Origin of the sequence: Rhodococcus sp. 15-649-2-2, assembly GCF_002258645.1 — a bacterium.
Lineage (GTDB): Bacteria > Actinomycetota > Actinomycetes > Mycobacteriales > Mycobacteriaceae > Rhodococcoides.
In genome coordinates this window covers 149104-166731 of the sequence record NZ_NPFM01000011.1, presented here as the reverse complement: position 1 = coordinate 166731, position 17628 = coordinate 149104, and the positions used below count along the sequence as shown (strand labels likewise).

The 17628-nt window shown below is 63.8% G+C and carries 20 protein-coding genes; 10 read left to right on the top strand and 10 right to left on the bottom strand.

The window, feature by feature from the left end:
• The first annotated feature begins 26 nt into the window (after window positions 1-26).
• Window positions 27-1142, top strand: a complete 1116-nt coding sequence (locus CH305_RS05875) for a fused (3R)-hydroxyacyl-ACP dehydratase subunits HadA/HadB (protein ID WP_080734214.1) — start codon at window positions 27-29, stop codon at window positions 1140-1142.
• A 103-nt stretch (window positions 1143-1245) separates the two neighbouring features.
• Here the strand turns inward: CH305_RS05875 and CH305_RS05870 are convergent, their stop codons facing one another.
• Together CH305_RS05870 and CH305_RS05865 are read right to left on the bottom strand one after the other, a co-directional pair.
• A complete protein-coding gene (locus tag CH305_RS05870; protein WP_094703099.1) occupies window positions 1246-1641 on the bottom strand; it encodes a VOC family protein in 396 nt (131 codons plus the stop codon).
• The gene (locus tag CH305_RS05865) at window positions 1638-2192 is read right to left on the bottom strand and encodes an ABATE domain-containing protein (protein WP_094703098.1); all 555 of its coding nucleotides are present in this window, start codon (window positions 2190-2192) and stop codon (window positions 1638-1640) included. Before CH305_RS05865 ends, CH305_RS05870 begins: the two co-directional genes overlap by 4 nt.
• Window positions 2193-2244: 52 nt before the next feature.
• On the opposite strand from CH305_RS05865, the gene CH305_RS05860 reads away from it, so the two are divergent.
• Together CH305_RS05860 and CH305_RS29285 are read left to right on the top strand one after the other, a co-directional pair.
• Window positions 2245-2835 (top strand): LysE family translocator, encoded by a 591-nt coding sequence (locus CH305_RS05860; protein ID WP_094703097.1) that lies wholly within the window; start codon window positions 2245-2247, stop codon window positions 2833-2835.
• Between the two features lie 53 nt (window positions 2836-2888).
• On the top strand, window positions 2889-3335 hold the full coding sequence (locus CH305_RS29285; RefSeq protein WP_218828572.1) for a cold-shock protein: 447 nt from the start codon (window positions 2889-2891) through the stop codon (window positions 3333-3335).
• On the opposite strand, the gene CH305_RS05850 is transcribed toward CH305_RS29285, so the two are convergent.
• Together CH305_RS05850 and CH305_RS05845 are read right to left on the bottom strand one after the other, a co-directional pair.
• Entirely contained in the window at window positions 3330-3869 is a 540-nt protein-coding gene (locus CH305_RS05850; protein ID WP_094703096.1) for a hypothetical protein, read from the bottom strand. The genes CH305_RS29285 and CH305_RS05850 overlap by 6 nt on opposite strands.
• A gap of 4 nt (window positions 3870-3873) precedes the next feature.
• Window positions 3874-4341, bottom strand: coding sequence for a helix-turn-helix domain-containing protein (locus tag CH305_RS05845; RefSeq protein WP_094608662.1), 468 nt, complete (start codon window positions 4339-4341; stop codon window positions 3874-3876).
• A gap of 93 nt (window positions 4342-4434) precedes the next feature.
• Here CH305_RS05845 and CH305_RS05840 point away from each other — a divergent pair, with 93 nt between their 5' ends.
• Entirely contained in the window at window positions 4435-5604 is a 1170-nt protein-coding gene (locus CH305_RS05840) for a thiolase family protein (protein WP_094608661.1), read from the top strand.
• Window positions 5605-5673: 69 nt separating this feature from the next.
• Here the strand turns inward: CH305_RS05840 and CH305_RS05835 are convergent, their stop codons facing one another.
• Window positions 5674-6387 (bottom strand): GntR family transcriptional regulator, encoded by a 714-nt coding sequence (locus CH305_RS05835; RefSeq protein ID WP_032405307.1) that lies wholly within the window; start codon window positions 6385-6387, stop codon window positions 5674-5676.
• A 119-nt stretch (window positions 6388-6506) separates the two neighbouring features.
• Here CH305_RS05835 and CH305_RS05830 point away from each other — a divergent pair, with 119 nt between their 5' ends.
• From CH305_RS05830 to CH305_RS05805, 6 genes are all read left to right on the top strand, one after another.
• Window positions 6507-7553 carry a sorbitol dehydrogenase gene (locus CH305_RS05830; RefSeq protein ID WP_032405308.1) on the top strand — a complete coding sequence of 349 codons (1047 nt, stop codon included), beginning with the start codon at window positions 6507-6509 and terminating at the stop codon, window positions 7551-7553.
• A complete protein-coding gene (gene manD / locus CH305_RS05825; protein ID WP_032405309.1) occupies window positions 7550-8755 on the top strand; it encodes a D-mannonate dehydratase ManD in 1206 nt (401 codons plus the stop codon). The genes CH305_RS05830 and manD overlap by 4 nt, the downstream gene beginning before the upstream one ends.
• 8 nt (window positions 8756-8763) lie before the next feature.
• Window positions 8764-9714, top strand: coding sequence for a PfkB family carbohydrate kinase (locus CH305_RS05820; protein ID WP_094703095.1), 951 nt, complete (start codon window positions 8764-8766; stop codon window positions 9712-9714).
• The gene (locus CH305_RS05815; protein ID WP_094703094.1) at window positions 9711-11123 is read left to right on the top strand and encodes a mannitol dehydrogenase family protein; all 1413 of its coding nucleotides are present in this window, start codon (window positions 9711-9713) and stop codon (window positions 11121-11123) included. The genes CH305_RS05820 and CH305_RS05815 overlap by 4 nt, the downstream gene beginning before the upstream one ends.
• Window positions 11120-11779 (top strand): bifunctional 4-hydroxy-2-oxoglutarate aldolase/2-dehydro-3-deoxy-phosphogluconate aldolase, encoded by a 660-nt coding sequence (gene eda, locus CH305_RS05810; protein ID WP_094703093.1) that lies wholly within the window; start codon window positions 11120-11122, stop codon window positions 11777-11779. Before CH305_RS05815 ends, eda begins: the two co-directional genes overlap by 4 nt.
• A gap of 159 nt (window positions 11780-11938) precedes the next feature.
• The gene (locus CH305_RS05805) at window positions 11939-13336 is read left to right on the top strand and encodes an MFS transporter (RefSeq protein WP_094703197.1); all 1398 of its coding nucleotides are present in this window, start codon (window positions 11939-11941) and stop codon (window positions 13334-13336) included.
• Between the two features lie 66 nt (window positions 13337-13402).
• Here the strand turns inward: CH305_RS05805 and CH305_RS05800 are convergent, their stop codons facing one another.
• Genes CH305_RS05800 through CH305_RS05780 form a run of 5 tightly spaced genes read right to left on the bottom strand, consistent with a single transcriptional unit; the run spans window position 13403 to window position 17626 of the window.
• Complete coding sequence (locus tag CH305_RS05800) at window positions 13403-14029, bottom strand: TenA family protein (RefSeq protein ID WP_094703092.1); 627 nt, start codon at window positions 14027-14029, stop codon at window positions 13403-13405.
• Window positions 14026-14778 carry a glutamine amidotransferase gene (locus CH305_RS05795; RefSeq protein WP_094608655.1) on the bottom strand — a complete coding sequence of 251 codons (753 nt, stop codon included), beginning with the start codon at window positions 14776-14778 and terminating at the stop codon, window positions 14026-14028. The genes CH305_RS05800 and CH305_RS05795 overlap by 4 nt, the downstream gene beginning before the upstream one ends.
• 9 nt (window positions 14779-14787) lie before the next feature.
• Window positions 14788-15816: a phosphotriesterase gene (locus CH305_RS05790; RefSeq protein ID WP_094703091.1), complete on the bottom strand. Its 1029-nt coding sequence runs from the start codon at window positions 15814-15816 to the stop codon at window positions 14788-14790.
• Complete coding sequence (locus CH305_RS05785) at window positions 15813-16847, bottom strand: ABC transporter permease (RefSeq protein WP_032405316.1); 1035 nt, start codon at window positions 16845-16847, stop codon at window positions 15813-15815. The genes CH305_RS05790 and CH305_RS05785 overlap by 4 nt, the downstream gene beginning before the upstream one ends.
• Window positions 16844-17626 (bottom strand): ATP-binding cassette domain-containing protein, encoded by a 783-nt coding sequence (locus tag CH305_RS05780; protein ID WP_037147221.1) that lies wholly within the window; start codon window positions 17624-17626, stop codon window positions 16844-16846. Before CH305_RS05780 ends, CH305_RS05785 begins: the two co-directional genes overlap by 4 nt.
• Window positions 17627-17628 lie beyond the last annotated feature (2 nt).

Sequence of the window (17628 nt, the reverse complement as noted above, 5' to 3'; positions counted from 1 at the left end):
CCGTTGTTGGGTAGGTTGCTCGGGTAATGATGAACAGCAGGGGACGAGACGGTGGGACAACAGTGGCAGAGCAGGTAGCGGAGTCCGGCGCGGTAGCAGCCGACGAACAGGCATTCGACCCGGCGGAGCACGCGCGGAGCATGGTCGGTTATCACTACCGCACCGAGGACTACTACGAGGTGGGTCGCGAGAAGATTCGTGAGTACGCCCGCGCGGTCCAGGACTTCCACCCCGCACACTGGGACGGCGATGCCGCGGCCGCGCTGGGACACAGCGCTCTGGTTGCACCTCTGACATTCATGTCCTTGGTCGGCACGCTCGCGCAGAAGAAGCTCCTCGAGTCCATCGCCGAGGGCTACGACCTGAGCCAGATTCTGCAGACCGACCAGGTGCTGGTCTTCCAGAAGCCCATCCTGGCCGGTGATCAGCTGACGTGCGACGTCTCGCTCGACTCGTTCAAGACGGTCATGGGCAGAGACATGATGGTCACCAAGAACGTCGTGTCCAACCAGAAGAACGAACTGGTGCAGACCACCTACACCACCCTGCTAGTCGGACGGTCCGGTGAAATCGACCCGGCCATCGCCGAAGCCGCCCGCAACCTGGTGATGTTCGGCGCATCGATGGACGCAGCAGTCGCCAACGCGAGCGAGCACGACACCCTGTCCACCCCGCAGGAGCACGAGCCGCTCATCGTCGAGGAGTACCGGGGACAGCCGACGCGGACGTTCGACGAGGTGAGCGTCGGCGACGAGTTGCCCACGCGCACTGTGCGATTGACTCGCGGAGATCTGGTGAACTACGCCGGTGTCGCGGGTGATGCGAATCCGATTCACTGGGACGAGAAGTTCGCCAAGATGATCGACCTCGAGAACGTCCTGGCGCACGGCATGCTCACGATGGGCGTCGGCGGCGGATACATCAGCGAGTGGCTCGGCGATCCGGGTGCCGTCAAGGATTACACCGTTCGCTTCACCACCCCGATCCCGGTGGACACACACAAGCCGGCCGAAATCGTCTTCAGCGGCAAGATCAAGTCGAAGGACGAGGCGACTCGAACCGCCGTGGTGTCCATCGGTGCGACATTCGAGGGCAAGCGAATCTTCGGTCACCGCGCTACGGCAACGGTGCAATTGGGCTGAGTTCAGGTCCTGTGCCGCGTATCGGCTCCCCAGTTTTGGATTTCTGACTCCGATCGGCGTCGGTTTTCCGAATGTGGGGAGCTGATGTGTTGGTGTGCCGGGTTCAGGGCCCTACGAAGATGCAGAAGGGGTGGCCGGCCGGGTCTGCGTAGATTCGGATCGGTTCTTCCGGATCGTCGTGTAGATCCCGCAATAGTCGCGCGCCCAATTCCATTGCACGCGAGTGTTCTTCGTCGAGTTCTTCCACGGTGCTCACCATGAAATCGAGGTGCGCCATCTGCGGGTGTTCGCCGTCCGGCCATGTTGCTTCGGGAAGAGCATCGATCTGCTGGAACGCGATGCGCCACGAGCCGTCGGGTGCGTTGATGGCGAGCCAGTCCGGGTCGATCGTTTCGGCGTCGCCGGGGACGTACTCGAATCCCAGGAGTTGCCGATAGAACTCGGCGAGTTCGCGGGCGTCGGTGCAGTCGAGTACCACCTGGCGTACCGAAATGTTCATGATCCGCGCTTCTCCTTTGCGTGGTGTCGCGCCGCACGCGCGCGATTCCCGCATGCGCTGCAACACCATTGCTGATTGGGCCGATCCTGCAGAAACAGTTGACCGCATCGCGGAGCGTCGCACAAGGCCAATCGTGCGCGATCCGGCCCGTTGAGTAGATCAATGACGGCGGACGCCGCACGCGCGCACAGTGATTCGATCGGATTATCGGTTCCCAGAACATCTCCGACGCCACCGCCGTCGCCGAGATCGAGCCGTCGGGTCACCGGATGGCGTCGGGCAATCTCATCGATATGTTCGACGCTTTCCCGCGGAACATCCATGTTCGACGCCACCGCCCGCAGTAGCGACAGCAGGTGATCGCGCGTCACCTTGAACGTGTCGATGTCGGCATCGTCTGGGATGACCTCGGGCACTCGCGCGCCCTGCAGTTCGGCCCAGTCCTGGAGGTCGTCGACCGAGTCGATCAATTCGGCGTAGGCGCCGCGCTGCAACTGCACGGTGTTGACCACATCGAGTGCGAAGTGGTCGCCGAGCCAGTTCCAATCCATATCCTCACTCTAACGGTTTACGTATCGAAAACCATCAGATACCGTCGAGACAATGACGGGTATCCGATGGTTACCGTTCCTCGGCGTGGTGCTCCTGGCCTACGCGATACCCGGTCCTGACTTCGCGGTGGTGGCCCGAGCGGCGGCGAGCAGCCGCGCCGCGGGGTGGCGAGCGGGCCTCGGCGCGCAGACCGGACTGTGCGTGCACATGGTTGCAGCGGTGGTGGGGCTGTCGCTGCTCATCTCTCGATCGCCGACCGCGCTGAACATCATTCAGATTCTCGGAGGTCTCTACCTGGTGTGGCTGGGCATCTCGGCGCTGCGGCAGTCGTCGTCCGAAGGCAGTGCGACGTCCGACGTGCGGTGGTTTCGCATGGGACTGGTGACGAACTTGCTCAATCCCAAAGCCGTGCTGTTCTTCGTCGCGCTTCTGCCGCAGTTCGTCGATGCCGACGGAGCACTTCCCCTGCAGATCGGTCTACTCGGAATCGTCGATGTGGCAATCGGATTGGCGGTCTGGGCAGTGGTCACCGCCGCTGTGGGCCGCCTGGCCGGCGGTTCGTCGAACTCGACGTCCTGGAACCGAGCGATCGGGGTGTTGTTCATCGGTATCGGAGTCGCACTCGCCGTCGAGGCGGTGTGAGAGCGGTTGCGGCGCAATCGTTGCCGAGGAGTCTGTGCAGGTACCGTCAGGCGGTGGGTATTGGTTATTCGAGGCAGAGGGGCTATGTCCTGGCGGCGTTGGCCGTCGCCGGCGCAGGTATCTCGGTCTTCTTCAGAAGCGCTGGCGAGCCGACGTTCCGTGGAGCGTCGTGGACGTACAGCCCAGACGGCGGCATCACTGATTTTGTCGCGTCGGACGACGCTCAGCCGTTCATGCCCGCGCCGGTACCGACCTCGACGACACGAGCGGTGGTTCGCGAATTCAACGGTGAGGAAGGCTGGGGTGTGCTCGACGCGCCCGAACTTCCTGGTGGCTGTTGGGTGTTCTACTCCAGCATCGAGGGATCGGGGTTTCGCATGCTGTACCCGGGTCAGCACGTGACGGTCGAGTACGTGGATTTGGTTGCAGAATACGGACCCGAGGCCGAGCAGGACTGGTACCGATACCGAGCGGAACGGGTGAAGCCGCTCCCTTCATGATCGCCTGCAGCCGTCTGCGGCGCGCTGGCCAGCTGTGAAGACGGCACCGATCGCGAACGAGATGGTCAGGAATTCGATCAGGAAGATCGTGCTGGAATCGCGGAACAGTGGCGACCGAGACATCTGGGCAGCGATCGAGTCGGGCCGAACCAGGTCGATGCCGGCGCTCGCGGGCGGATTGATTGTGGCGACCGTCCACACGGTGATTGCAAGCAGCACCGAGGTCGGCAGCGGCCACCACGCGCAGCGTGGATTCGACGCGTCGGTGTGGTTGTGACCGAACCGGTTTCGCGCCTCGGCGGCCGTAGCTGAGGCGCACAGTGTTACGGCGCTGATGATCAGTGAGGGGGCAAGCCAGTGTGGGCCTCTCTCCACGAACGCAATCGAGTAGCCGACGATGGTCACGCTTCCTGTTTCGCCGGGAAGGGCCGTCGCATCGAACGCCGAGAGAGGTGCGGCGAACTGCCACAGCAGTGAGAAGGCGACGGCCAGGGTCAGTCCGAGAGCTGCGCCGATCCACCGCGACATCACCACGGGCTCAGCGTATCCGTACTCGCAACTCGTTCATCGGCACTTCGGAACCGCGGTTGTCGGTGACGCGTACTCGCACGGGCTCGCCGTGTGAATCGACGACGTCGAGTGGCCCGTCGTCGTCTTGCAGGTATTGGTCGCCCCACTGCATCAATCCGAGTACGACGGGCAGCAGATCCTCGCCCATCCTCGTCAGAACGTATTCGTAACGCGTTCTGCCCTTGTCCGGTCGGTAGGGCTGTTTGACGAAGATCCCAACCTCCACCAGCTCTTTGAGGCGGGCCGCACTGCTGGCGTCGGTGATGCCGACGCGTCGGCTGAAGTCGTCGAAGCGGGTGGTTCCGTAGAAGGCCTCGCGCAGGATGAGCATGGTCGATCGCGTGCCGACCACAGACAAGGCGCGCGCAATGGAGCATCGGTCGCCGGCTGTCCAGGTCTCGAGGTCGGACAGCGGGCCGTCCATGTGGAGGGGCATGTCACGATCCTACTAACTTTACAAAACTAAAGCCAGCTCGTACCGTGGTGTCAGCGATCCGATAGGAACGGATCGATCGGACAAGGAGCCGTCATGAGAGACGCAGTCGTCGTCGAGGCAGTGAGAAGCCCGGTCGGGCGGGGCAAAACGAACGGCACGTTGCATCCCGAGCATCCAGTCGACCTGATGGCCCACAGCCTGCGGGAAGTAGTGCAGCGCAGCGGGATAGACCCGAACCAGATCGACGACGTCATCGGCGGAGTTGTCACTGCGGTAGGGGATCAGGCGTCGAACATGACTCGGCGCGCGGCGCTGGCGGCGGGCTATCCCGAATCGGTGCCCGCAACCACCGTCGACCGGCAATGTGGAAGTAGCCAGCAGGCAATACATTTCGCCGCTCAGGGTGTCATCTCCGGTGCTTACGATCTGGCCGTGGCTACCGGTTCGGAGTCGATGAGCCGCATTCCGATGGGTTCGAACCTGGTCGGAACCGAAGATCCGGCAGGTGTCGGGTTCACCGAGAGGTATCCGGAAGGTCTGGTGCCGCAGGGAATCAGCGCCGAACTGATTGCGGCGAAGTGGGGTATCAGCCGCACCGAGATGGACGAGTTCGCCTTGTCGAGTCATGCGAAGGCTGCCGCAGCCACCGAAGAGGGACGTTTCAAGCGGGAGATCACCGCAATCCGTGGGCTCGACCGCGACGAGGGAATCCGCACCGGATCCACGCTGGAGACCCTAGCCGGACTGCGACCGGCCTACTACAGCGACGCCATGGCGCAGCGGTTCCCGGAAATCGGGTGGAACATCACTGCGGGCAACGCAAGTCAGGTCAACGACGGTAGTGCGGCGGTCATGATCACCACCAGCGAGAAGGCGAGGGAACTCGGCCTCACCCCGATGGCCAGGCTGCACAGCTTTGCGGTGGTCGGCGACGATCCGCTGATGATGCTCACCGCAGTCATCCCGGCGACGAAGAAGGTGCTCGCCAAAGCCGGGCTGACCATGAACGATATCGATCTGTTCGAGGTGAACGAGGCCTTCGCGTCCGTGGTGCTCGCATGGGCCAAGGAGACCGGCGCGGACCTGAACAAGGTCAACGTCAACGGCGGAGCCATCGCCATCGGTCATCCCCTCGGCGGCAGTGGTGCCCGCATCATGACGACTATGGTCCACGCACTCGCCGAGCGCGAGCAGCGATTCGGGTTGCAGGTGATGTGCGAGGCGGGTGGTCTCTCGAACGCAACCATCGTCGAGCGCCTGTAATGCCTACGGCAGTGGTTTGGTTGAGTCCCCTGGAGGGCACATAACCGCACCATTGCGGCGGAGCCGCACTCACTCCCAGCTGGAGACGACTTTGCGTGTCGGTCGTTCGTTGCTGTTGGAGAACAGGTGTGGGCTCTTGCTCTTGATGTATTCGACATCGGCGAACACGGCACGCAGATGCTCGCGCATCGACCGAGCGGCGGCCTCGAAGTCTCGTGCTTCGAGGCCGTCGACTATTGCGGTGTGTTGTTCGATCAGGTCGGGAATGGGCCGAGTGTCACGAAGCCCCAGTCGTCGTGCTCGGTCCAGATGAGCCTTCGCCGATTCGACGGATCGCCATGCGGCGGAATGTCCACCGGCCGCAAGAAGTAACTGGTGGAATTGCTCGTCCAGCTCGAAGAACTGGTCCATGTCGATTCCGGGCTCGGCCTGCGCAGCGAGATTTGCCCGCAACGCGGCCAGATCGTCGTCCGACCGAGACGTGACCGCATCGCTGAGCGACGCGGTTTCTATTGCCTCCCGGACGAATTGGGCATCGGCAACGCGCTCGGTGTCGACGCGTGAGACGAATGTACCGAGTTGCGGAAAGACCTGAACCAGGCCCTCTTCGGCCAGCAGGATCAAGCTCTCACGGACGGGTGTGCGGCTCACGGACATTTGCTCGGCGAGTTCGTTCTCCGACAGCGGGCTACCCGGGGGGAGCGTCAAGGACACGATGCGTAGGCGTAATTCTCGGTACGCCCGCTCTCGTGCGGTGACTTTCCTGCTGCTCTGTGTGCTCACCGGTCAAGACTAACGCGGGGTGCCGGGTGACCCGCAGTGCCGAACCCTTGACGAAGTGCCCTCAGTCACTAGTATGGTAGTACTGATATTCAAGGCACTACGGCGGAGGCTCTACAGCGATGGCAGTGATCAGCGGCAACGACGAGGCGGCCGTTCTGCACGGTCCACGTGACCTGAGGATCGAGAAGATCGACCGTATGCAGGTCGGCGACGGCCAGGTCAGGGTGGAGGTACACGGCGTGAGCCTGTGTGGCTCGGACCTGCACTACTACGCAGACGGCCGCAACGGCTCCAACTCGCTGACGCAGCCCACCGTATTGGGGCACGAGGGATTCGGGGTCATCACCGAGGTCGGCGCGGGCGTGTCTCAGGGCCGAATCGGCCAGCGAGTGGCAATCGAGCCCGCGGTTCCGAACGGCACCTCGTCGCTGAGCCTGAGCGGTCACTACAACGTCTGCCCCAGTGTCGTCTGCTTCGGATCCCCACCGAATCACGGACTGCTGCGGCAATCCGTTGTCCTGACAGCCGAATTCGCGCACCCACTCCCGGATTCGATCGACGACGGCGTCGCTGCGCTGATCGAGCCCTTGGCCGTCGCAGCGTGGGCCGCAGCCAGGGTCGGGTCGGTGTTGGGCAAGCGCATCGCGATCACCGGTGCCGGGCCCATCGGACTGCTGGTTCTGCAGACGGTCATTGCCCTGGGCGCATCGGAGACGACCATCACCGACGTCGCACCCGCGCGGCTCGAGGTCGCGGCAGCGCTCGGTGCCACCACGACGTTGCGCTCGGGCGAAGATGCACTGCCCGAGGGCACCTTCGACATCGCGTTCGACTGCTCGGGCCACCCCGGAGCCATTGCCGATGCAGCACGCTCCCTCGGCCCGGCAGGCATCCTGGCGCTCGTCGGCGTGCCGGGACGCGCGGTCGCCGAATTCCCCATCGGAGCAGTGCAACGCTGGGAGCTCGATATCCGCGGGTGCTTCCGCTATGGCCCTTCGGCATTCGCCGACGCGATCGCACTCGCCGGATCGGCGCGAGTGGACCTCGCCGCGCTCGTCACATCGACGTACCCGTTGGCCGAATCGGCTGCAGCGCTCGAGGCCGCGCTCACCGACCCCACCCAGCTCAAGATCGTCATCGACACCACTTCGCAAGGACCGCAATGAAAATCATCGACGCCACCGTCATCGTGACGGCTCCGGGCCGCAACTACGTCACGCTCAAGATCACCACCGACGAGGGCATCGTCGGGTGGGGTGATGCGACTCTGAACGGACGCGAGCTCGCGGTGGAGTCGTACCTGAAGGACCACATTGCGCCGCTCCTGATCGGACGCGATCCCCACCGGATCGAAGACATCTGGCAGTACCTGTACAAGGGTGCCTACTGGCGGCGTGGTCCGGTGACGATGACAGCCATCGCAGCGGTCGACGTCGCACTGTGGGACATCAAGGGCAAGGCCGCCGATATGCCGGTCTACCAGCTCCTCGGTGGTGCTGCACGAGACGGGATCATGGTCTACGGGCACGCCAGCGGCGGTAGCATCGACGAGATGCTCGACGACGTCCAAGCGCATCTCGACAAGGGCTACAAAGCAATTCGTGCCCAGTCGGCCATTCCCGGCCTGAAGAAGACCTACGGAATTCCGGTCGACGGCTTCTACGAACCCGCATCCGGCGCTGCGCCGCAGGAGGACTCGTGGGATACCGCCCCGTACATGCGGTTCGCACCGCAGATGCTCGGTGCCGTGCGTGAACGTCACGGGTTCGACTTCCACCTGCTCCACGACGTACATCACCGTCTGAGCCCGATCGAAGCGGGCCGACTCGGGCGAGACCTCGAAGAGATGCGCATGTTCTGGATCGAAGATCCCACCCCCGCCGAGGATCAGAGCGCCTTCGCCGTCATTCGTCAGCACACCACCACCCCGATTGCCGTCGGCGAGATCTTCAACTCGATCTGGGACTGCCAGGATCTGATCACCAACCGGTGGATCGACTACATCCGCACGTCGGTCTCGCACGCCGGCGGTATCACCCATCTGCGCAGAATCTTCTCGCTGGCCGATCTGTACGGCGTTCGATCGGGATCTCATGGTGCGGGCGATCTTTCGCCGGTTTCCCTCGCTGCCGCGTTGCACGTGGATCTGTCGATTCCCAACTTCGGAGTGCAGGAGTACATGGGGCACGTCGACCCGACGGGCGATGTGTTCCAGACGAGCTACACCTTCACCGACGGCTTCATGCATCCGGGAAACCAGCCGGGTATCGGCGTCGAGGTGAACGAAGAGGCCGCCGCGAAGTACCCGTACAACCCCAAGTATCTGCCCGTCAATCGCCGTCTCGACGGCAGTATGCACGATTGGTGAAGCGCCACATGGCCACAACTCAGTTCGATGTAGTCCTGCTCGGCGAGCCGCTCGTCGAGGTTTCGACCACCGAGGCCTTTCGGCACGGAGCAGACGGTGTGCTCGGAGTATCGGGCGATGTCGTCAACGCAGGTGCCGCCGCTGCTGCTGCAGGGGCTTCGGTAGCCCTCGTAGCGCGGGTATCCGACGACGAGCTCGGCGACGCTGTCTGTCGGCGAATTCGTGAGCTCGGCATCGACGACACCTTCGTTCGGCGAGTCCCCGGCCAGCAGGGCGTCTACTTCCTGCACATCGATCCCGAGGGCAATCGTCAGTTCTCCTATGCCCGAGCCGGATCGGTGGGCAGTCAGCTCGACGTGGCGGACCTGCCCGTGGGCGTGATCGAGAATGCGGGTGCCGTCTTGGGTGGCGGAATCGCTGCGGCGCTGTCGCCGACCGTTGCCGGGACGATGCTGCACGTGGCGCAGCATTCGCGCAGATTCGTCTACGACCCCAACTTCCGTCCCAGGTTGACGACGGCCGAGCAGGCCCGCGAGTTCCTGCAGGGCATTGCCCCCTACTGCGAGGTGATGGTTCCGTCGGCACCGAGTGAGATCGAATTATTGCTGGGCACACACGATCCGGCGAGCGCTGCGGCGTCCCTGATGGGCTGGGGTGCACGCTCTGTGGTGGTCACCCAGGGCTCCGACGGGTCCAGCATCTTCACCGAGGAGGGACGGTCCCATCAGCCGGTGATTCCCGCTCTCCAAGTGATCGATCAGACCGGTGCCGGTGACGTGTTCGCAGGCACCCTGACTGCGCGTCTGGCTCTCGATGACGATCTTCGCGAGGCTGCGGCCATGGCTGCGGCAGCGGCTTCGCTGAGCGTCGGCGGACGCGGTGGCACCGGCCTCATCGCACCGCTCGACGAGATCCGCCGCCACAGTGAGCGATACCTCAGCGAGCGAGTAGCTACATGACGGCGTCCACGCGGTTGTCCGACGCGACCGCCGAGGTTGCCCGTCCCACCTCGAGCGGAATCGTGCATCTCGGTGTCGGAGCTTTCCATCGGGCGCATCAGGCAGCGTTCACCTACGAGGCCGCATTGTTGACCGGGGAAACGAACTGGGGCATCACGGGTTTCACTCAGCGAAGCAATACCGTGGTGGAGCAGCTCGCCCCACAGGACGGGTTGTTCACCCTGGTGCAGAAGGGGATCGAGGAGACTACGGCCACCGTCGTCGGCTCGATGCTCGACGTACGGAACGCAACCGCGAACCCCGACGCAGTTGTCGAGGCCATCGCCGATCCGGGAACGCACATCGTCACTCTGACGGTCACCGAGAAGGGATACCGGCTCGACCCTGCGTCGGGCCGACTGCGTCTGGACGATCCGGAGATCGAGGCCGATCTGAGCGGTAGGCCGCCGCGTACGGTGGTCGGGCAGTTGGTAGCGGGGTTGGCTCGGCGCATGGCAGGCGATTCGCCTCTGACGGTGCTGTGCTGCGACAACCTGCCGTCGAACGGTCGAATTCTGTCCGAGCTGGTCCACGCTTTCGTCGCCGCCCGTGACCGCGACGACGGCCTGGCCGGATGGATCACGCGTCGAGTCACGTTCCCCAGCAGCATGGTCGATCGAATCGTGCCCGCTACCACTGACGACGACAGGGCGGACAACGAGCGAAGAACCGGCCTACGCGACGACGCTCTGGTGGTGTGCGAACCGTTTCGGCAGTGGGTGATCGAGGACGATTTCGCGGGTCCACGGCCGGCGTGGGAGCGAGTGGGCGTGCAGTTCGTCGACGACGTGGAGCCCTGGGAGACGATGAAGCTGCGGGTGCTCAATGGCACCCACTCGGTGCTGGCGTACCTCGGCATCCTCCGTGGTCACAGCACCATCGCCGAGGCGGTCGGGGATCCGGTGCTCGACGAGATCTGCCGGACAATGGTTCTCCGAGACGTCGCACCGACGATGGCGGCTGGAATGGATGCTGTCGGGTACGGCGACGAGGTCCGGGTGCGATTCGCCAACCCGGCGCTGAAACACACCACCCGGCAGGTGGCGATGGACGGATCACAGAAGCTCGGTCCGCGCCTGTTGGGGACTGTGCGTGATGCAACGTCCGCCGGTGGCTCGACGGGCATGCTCGCTCTCGCCGTCGGGGCCTGGTGCGCTTTCGTGCTGGAGGAAGCGAAAGCCGGACGTGTGCTGGATGATCCGTTGTCGACACAGCTGTCCCGTGCCGGATCGGCGTCGGACCTGCTCGGTATCGACTCCATCTTCGGGCCCGATCTCGGGGCCACTTCACCGTTCGGCACGCAGGTCGTTGCGTGGACCGACTTCCTACGGACCGACTCGCTGAGCGAGTGGAAACGAGTGTTGACATGACCTCCGAACTCGAAGAATTGCTCGAAAACCTAACTGCCCGTGATGTATTGCGCGTAAGCCCTGTTATTCCGGTTGTCGTCATCGATCGGGTCGAGGATGCGGTTCCGCTGGCTCGGGCTCTGTATGCCGGCGGTATCGGCATCATCGAGATGACGCTGCGTTCGGAGGCCGCTCTCGGTGCCATCGCAGCAATCGCTGCGAACGTGCCGGAAGTTGTCATCGGGGCGGGAACGGTGCTGACCCGCGAGGACGCGCTGAGATCGGTGGATGCCGGCTCGCGATTCCTGGTCTCGCCCGGATCCCCGAGGGGGCTGCTCGACGCGGCCCGCGCGCTGCCGGTTCCGCTTCTGGCGGGAGTGTCGACGGCGACCGAAGCGATGACGGTTGCCGAGGGCGGATCGACCGAGATGAAGTTCTTTCCGGCCGAGTCGTCGGGAGGGGCATCGGCGCTGGGGGCTCTGGCGGGTCCTTTGCCTCACTTGACGTTCTGCCCCACCGGTGGCATCACTCCGCAGAACGCCGTCGACTACTTGGCGCTGCCCAACGTGGTGTGCGTCGGCGGTAGCTGGCTCACGCCGCGCTCGCTCGTGCAGGCGGGGGACTGGGCCTCGATCGAGGAACTGGCTCGTTCTGCGAGTGCGCTGTCCAGCGCCTAGTTCGGTTCGCGAAGGGTCATTGACGGATTGGTATAACAGTGCTTGTATATCACTGTGGCGAGCGCCACCAACCTCCCTCGATGAGGCACCGGTCTCCCGTAGGCCCCCGGCGAACTCGCATCATGAACTCATCGATCATCACCAGCAATGGAGCTTCGGATGTCACAGGACACCAACGAATCGACGGACGATCGCGGTAACACCGCCGTCCCGACTCGCAGCACGAAAGACCTCACCAAGGCGGCGATGTCCGGTTGGCTGGGTACGGCAATGGAATTCATGGACTTCCAGCTGTATTCGCTCGCCGCCGCGATCGTCTTCAATCGCATCTTCTTCCCCGACGTCAGCCCGGCGATCGGATTGATCGCCGCCATGGCCACGTACGGCGTCGGCTATGTCGCACGCCTGGTCGGTGCCATCTACTTCGGCCGGATGGGCGATCGGATCGGTCGAAAGAAGGTCCTGTTCATCACCATCGCGATGATGGGTGCCTCCACCACCCTCATCGGTGCGCTCCCGACGTACGACGCGATCGGCATCATGGCCCCGATCCTGCTCGTCGCCCTTCGCCTCATCCAGGGATTCGGTGCCGGAGCCGAAATCGCGGGTGCCACGGTCATGTTGGTCGAGTACGCACCGGACAAGCGTCGTGGCCTCATCGCCTCGCTCGTCTCCCTGGGCACCAACTCCGGAACCCTTGCTGCGTCCGCCATCTGGGCCTTACTGCTCGCTGTACTGTCCGAGGATCAGTTGCTCAGCTGGGGCTGGCGAGTACCGTTCCTCGCGAGCTTCTTCCTGATGATCTTCGCGGTGTGGTTGCGCTCCAACCTGAGGGAGAGCCCGGTCTTCGAGGAGCGTGCTGATGTGGTCGACGGTGTGGCCCTCTCACGCGACGAGATCGAGAAGACCGACGAGGAACTGAAGGTCAGCGTTCTCGAGTCCGGCCTCAAGCAAAAGAAGGGCCGCGCGTTCTTCATCGCGCTGGGTCTGCGGTTCGGTCAGGCCGGCAACTCCGGGCTGATCCAGACATTCCTGGTTGGCTACATCGCGTCGACGCTGCTGATCGATCGTTCCATTGCCACCAGTGCAATCGTCTACGGTTCCCTCATCGGCTTCGCCACCATTCCGATCGTCGGCATCCTGGGCGACCGATTCGGTCGTCGTCCGATCTATATGGTGCTCAGCGCGCTGACGATGATTCTGGCTTTCCCACTGATGCTGATGGTCACGAGCGGCAACACAGTGGCCCTCGTCGTCGCAATGGTGCTGGCCCTCAATCTTGGTGTGCTCGGCCTGTTCTCACTCGAGAGCGTGACGATGGCGGAACTGTTCGGTGCGCGAACCCGCTTCACGCAACTCGCACTGGCCAAGGAAATCGGCGGCATCCTCGCCACCGCGATCGGACCGTTGCTCGCCGCCAGCCTCATCGCATGGACGGGTAGCTGGTGGCCCATCGCGGCGATGCTCGTGATCTACTCCGCGATCACCCTGGTCTCGTCCTACCTGGCACCGGAAACCAAGGGCCGCGATCTCGTCAGACTGAACGACGCAGCCTGAGTGCCCAACGGCAGTGGTGTGGTTGAGTGCCCCAGGCGGCACTCGAGCACACCACTGCCGCAAGCACTAGTGCATCGCCGCGTTGTGGAAGTCGGTCTCGGCGGCCAGCATGCCGGCGAACCACTCGTCCAGCGTTGCGTCGTCCACACCGTCCATGGCATCGACCTCGCGGGCCAACGCGTCGACCTGTGCCACGAAGGCGGGTCGGGTGTGCATTTCTATCCACTCCTGCAACGCCGGTTCTCGATGGACCGACGTATCGAGTGCTGCGCGACACCACGACAGGTAAAGGGTCTCGGCGGCGAACATGGCCACCAGAGCCGCAGCCCTTCCGTCTCGACGGGCGAGTCCCAGTGCGTAGTTGGACAGTACGGACGAGCTCTCGATCAACTCGCGCACATCGCCGTAATACGGAAACTGCTCGCGCAGTCCCGCGAAGTATTCGCGCTGTTCACCGACGAGGTTGGACAGTGACATCACGTGATCGGTTGCGTCGTCCAAGGACTCGGACTCTGCAACCACGAGGCCCAGGATGCGTACGGCCGTGAGCACGAACGCTTCCTCGATCACCAGGTATCGCCGAAAGTCGTCGTCGCGCAGTGTGCCGCGGATCGAGTCGGTGATGAAACTGGCCTGCTGCGCGGCAACGAGGTTGCGATGTTGCCGCGCAGTCAGTTCGGTGGATCGACTCATTCTTCGGACAGCCAGGTGATCAGGCCGTCGAACAGATCGGTGTATCCGAGCCATTGCTCGCAGAATTCCGGCGGTGCCCAGTGCGGCGAGCAGTCGGAGGTGAAGACCGCCGAGCGGCCTTTACCGTAGGTGCCCGCAGCGACGAGCGGATCGCCGTTGATGGTGGCGGGTACGGCAACTCCGTCCTTGGCGATCACGCGGTTGTAGCCCAGTAGAGCCGGCCACTCGGTACCGCTGGCGCTCACGGTGGGATGCGTGCCGTCGACCACCACGGGGATCATGCCGCCGGGCGTCTCCACGCGATCGTCTTCGGCGAGCATCGTCACCGGCAGCGCGTCTGCGAGTGCCGTCTGCCGAAACGCTGCTCGGGCCTGGAATCCGGAGAACGAGAGGTAGCCGCCGATCATCAGCAGTGCACCGCCGTCGTGCACCCAGTTCCGGAGCTCGACCAATCGATCCTCGCCCGCCTGAAACCGGTCGAAAACGCTCGGCGCGAGCTGAATCGAGTTGGCGCCGATGTCGGAGAGCACGATGACGTCGTAGGCGGACAGGGCGTCTGCGCTGCCGGGAAACTGGGTCGGGACCAAGTGCGCGGGCATGTGCACCACGTCGTGTCCGCGGGAGGTCAGGGCATCCTTGAGCGGTCCGACGCCTTCGACGTAGGAGTGCACAGTGAATTCGTCGACCCCTTTGACGTGGGTCGAGGTGGTCATCCAGCTTTCACCGGCGATCAGAACTTTCTTACCCATGGTGGTTCTCTATCCTTTTCCGGCGCTCTCGAAGAGCGACCTGGGGTTGTCTCGCATCAGCGAGGAAACGTGCTGTGGATCGATTCCGCTGCGCACGAGTCGGGCTGCGAAAGAGATTGGTACGTAGGCCAAACCGTTGCCCCCGAAGGCGCGGAGCATCGACTTGAGGAACAGGTCGTGACTGAGGAGAAGTTGCTGTCGGTACCCTCCGCCGATGAGACCGGCGACCGCGAAGGCGGTCTCGGCGGGTGACGGAGACTGCCCCTCGCCCGGGAACTCGAAGGGCATGCCGATCATGTCGAATTCGAGATACACCCCGCGATCGCCCAGAGCGCATTGGTAATCGGGATCGTTGCCCGACGGGTCCATGTGGCAGAGCACCACAGCACTCGGGTCGACGCCCATCTCATTGATGACGATGTCGAGCACTTCGTGCCCGCGCCGCTGCCAGCCCGGAAGATGAACGAACAGTGGTACATCGACTTCTCGTTGGGCGACGCACGCTGCGCGCAGCGCTTTCTGTTCGTCGGCGGTGAACGACGGCGAGACGCCGATCTCCCCGATCACTCCGGGACGAGGTCCGTCGTCCGCGGTGAACTCGGCAATGAGTCCCGACGCGAGCTGGTCGACGCCGAGCGACGCGACCTCGGCCGGGTGCGTGGCCTCGAGGTACCAGCCCGAGCCCATGACGACGCGGACGCCCGATTCGAGGGAGTACCGTTCCAGAATCTCGGGCCGACGACCGATTCCGGGCGGCGTCAGATCGACGACGGTCGCCCCACCGTGATCGGCAAAGGTTTTCAGGTCTGCCAATACGGCTGTCGCGTCTTCGATCCGACAGTTGTCGGCGCTGTGATAGGGATTGTCGTGCAGCAGCCATGCATCTCGAGCCGAGATCGGTCCGGAGAGAGCCTGTGCCACAACGGGATCGGGCGACTCCGAGTACGCCACGGAGGCGTCGTTGTGCAGGTGCTCGTGTGGCAGCACCAGCCCCAGTTCGCTGGAGTCGACCGGCCCCGTGACCGTCGTGACGATCACTGCTTGCCCGGAGCGCTCTGCAAGTGCTTGAACAGCGACGCCAGTGAATGCCCACGCATGTTGATCCAGATGGCGACGAGCAGAACGATTCCGGTGATGATCGGGGTGAGGAACGGGCTGACGCCCAGCAGGGTCAGGCCGTTGGCAATGATGCCGGTGAGGACCGCACCGATCACGGTGCCGACCACGGTGCCTCGTCCACCGAACAGATTGGTACCGCCGAGCACCACCGCGGTGATGACGGTCAGCTCGAAACCGTTGGCGGAGTTGGCCGATCCCGAGCCGAGCCGTGCAGCGATGAGTAGGCCGGCGATGCCGGCGGCCAGGCCGGTGAACACCAGCGTCATCATCAGCACGCGGCGAGTGTTGACGCCGGAGCGTCGAACGGACTCCACGTTGGAACCGATTCCGGTGACGTAGCGGCCGAAGCGGGTGCGGTTGAGGGCAATTGCGCCGATGATCACCACGGCCAACGCGATCCACGCACTTGCCGAGAATCCCAACCAGGACGCAGTACCGAGCTTCGCGAACGCGGTGCCCGGGGTGATGGGGACGGAGAACCCTTCGGTGCGGTAGAGCGCAATTCCGCGGATGATGGACAGCGTGGCGAGGGTGACGATGAATGGTGGAATGCCCTGGTAGGCAGCGAGCCAACCGTTGACCAGGCCCCAAGCCGCTCCCATCAGCGGGGCCGCGATGAACACCACCGAGGAGTCCACGCCTGCCTGAATGAGCTCTGCACTCATCGCGGCGACGAAGGCGACGGTTGCTCCCACCGAGAGGTCGATCTGGCCGGTGGTGATCACGAATGTCATGGCGACGGCGATGATCAGGACCGGTGCGATCTGCGTCGCGAGGTTGGAGATGTTGGTGAAGGTCAGGAACGAGGACGTGGTGACCGAGAAGACGATGGCCACCGCGACGGTGACAGCCAGCATGGCCAGTGTCGGCTTGTTGGTCTGTTGCCACAGTGATGGGCGCGCAGCGAGTTTGGCGACGCTGGGCTGCGCGTTCTTGTCGAGTGTGATCATGGTCGGCCTTCCGGCGAGGACGGTGAACGCTGGGGAACCGGAGTGCGTGTGATCAGTCCGACAAGCGATTCGATGTTGAGGTCACCGATCGGTACGTCGTCCACGCTCTGCCCCTCGTACATGACGGTGATGCGGTCGCACACCCGGAACAGATCCTGCAGCCGGTGCGTCACCAGGATGACTCCGACGCCCTGTGCCGCAACGTCGGTGATGAGTTTCAACACCGACTCCACCTCGGCGACGGCCAGTGCAGCCGTTGGCTCGTCGAGGATCAACACGTCGGGGCGGAACGACACGGCGCGGGCGATCGCGACGGTCTGCCGCTGCCCGCCCGAGAGCTGCCCGATCTCCTGGTACGTCGACTTCACTTTCACATGCAGGTCCGCCAGGATTTCGGCAGCGCGCTCGTGCATACCGTGCCGGTCCAGAAACGGTCCCTTGCGGGGTTCGCGCCCGAGGAACAGGTTGCTGGCGACGTCGAGGGTGTCGCACAGTGCCAGGTCCTGATAGACGATGCCGATCTTCTGCTGTTGTGCATCGAGTGGCGTCGAGAAGCGAACCGGTTCTCCGTTGACTCGCATCTCACCACCGTCGTGTTGAACGGCGCCGGCAAGGATTTTCATGAGCGTCGACTTGCCGGCGCCGTTGTCTCCGACGACCCCGAGTACCTCGCCGCGCGCGAGCCGAAGATCGACTCCGCGAAGCGATTTCACCGGGCCGTACGATTTGGTGATTCCCGACAGTTCGATCAGTGGCGCAGTCGGATCTTGTTGTGCCATGT

Bases quoted from the DNA above. Each gene is read 5' to 3' on its own strand.
- eda (WP_094703093.1), top strand. From the start codon at position 11,120: ATGACCTCCGAACTCGAAGAATTGCTCGAAAACCTAACTGCCCGTGAT.
- CH305_RS05860 (WP_094703097.1), top strand. From the start codon at position 2,245: ATGACGGGTATCCGATGGTTACCGTTCCTCGGCGTGGTGCTCCTGGCC.
- CH305_RS05785 (WP_032405316.1), bottom strand. From the start codon at position 16,847: ATGATCACACTCGACAAGAACGCGCAGCCCAGCGTCGCCAAACTCGCT.
- CH305_RS05780 (WP_037147221.1), bottom strand. From the start codon at position 17,626: ATGGCACAACAAGATCCGACTGCGCCACTGATCGAACTGTCGGGAATC.
- CH305_RS05830 (WP_032405308.1), top strand. From the start codon at position 6,507: ATGGCAGTGATCAGCGGCAACGACGAGGCGGCCGTTCTGCACGGTCCA.
- CH305_RS05795 (WP_094608655.1), bottom strand. From the start codon at position 14,778: ATGGGTAAGAAAGTTCTGATCGCCGGTGAAAGCTGGATGACCACCTCG.
- CH305_RS05840 (WP_094608661.1), top strand. From the start codon at position 4,435: ATGAGAGACGCAGTCGTCGTCGAGGCAGTGAGAAGCCCGGTCGGGCGG.
- CH305_RS05845 (WP_094608662.1), bottom strand. From the start codon at position 4,341: ATGCCCCTCCACATGGACGGCCCGCTGTCCGACCTCGAGACCTGGACA.
- CH305_RS05820 (WP_094703095.1), top strand. From the start codon at position 8,764: ATGGCCACAACTCAGTTCGATGTAGTCCTGCTCGGCGAGCCGCTCGTC.
- manD (WP_032405309.1), top strand. From the start codon at position 7,550: ATGAAAATCATCGACGCCACCGTCATCGTGACGGCTCCGGGCCGCAAC.
- CH305_RS05865 (WP_094703098.1), bottom strand. From the start codon at position 2,192: ATGGATTGGAACTGGCTCGGCGACCACTTCGCACTCGATGTGGTCAAC.
- CH305_RS05800 (WP_094703092.1), bottom strand. From the start codon at position 14,029: ATGAGTCGATCCACCGAACTGACTGCGCGGCAACATCGCAACCTCGTT.
- CH305_RS05815 (WP_094703094.1), top strand. From the start codon at position 9,711: ATGACGGCGTCCACGCGGTTGTCCGACGCGACCGCCGAGGTTGCCCGT.
- CH305_RS05875 (WP_080734214.1), top strand. From the start codon at position 27: ATGATGAACAGCAGGGGACGAGACGGTGGGACAACAGTGGCAGAGCAG.
- CH305_RS05870 (WP_094703099.1), bottom strand. From the start codon at position 1,641: ATGAACATTTCGGTACGCCAGGTGGTACTCGACTGCACCGACGCCCGC.
- CH305_RS05805 (WP_094703197.1), top strand. From the start codon at position 11,939: ATGTCACAGGACACCAACGAATCGACGGACGATCGCGGTAACACCGCC.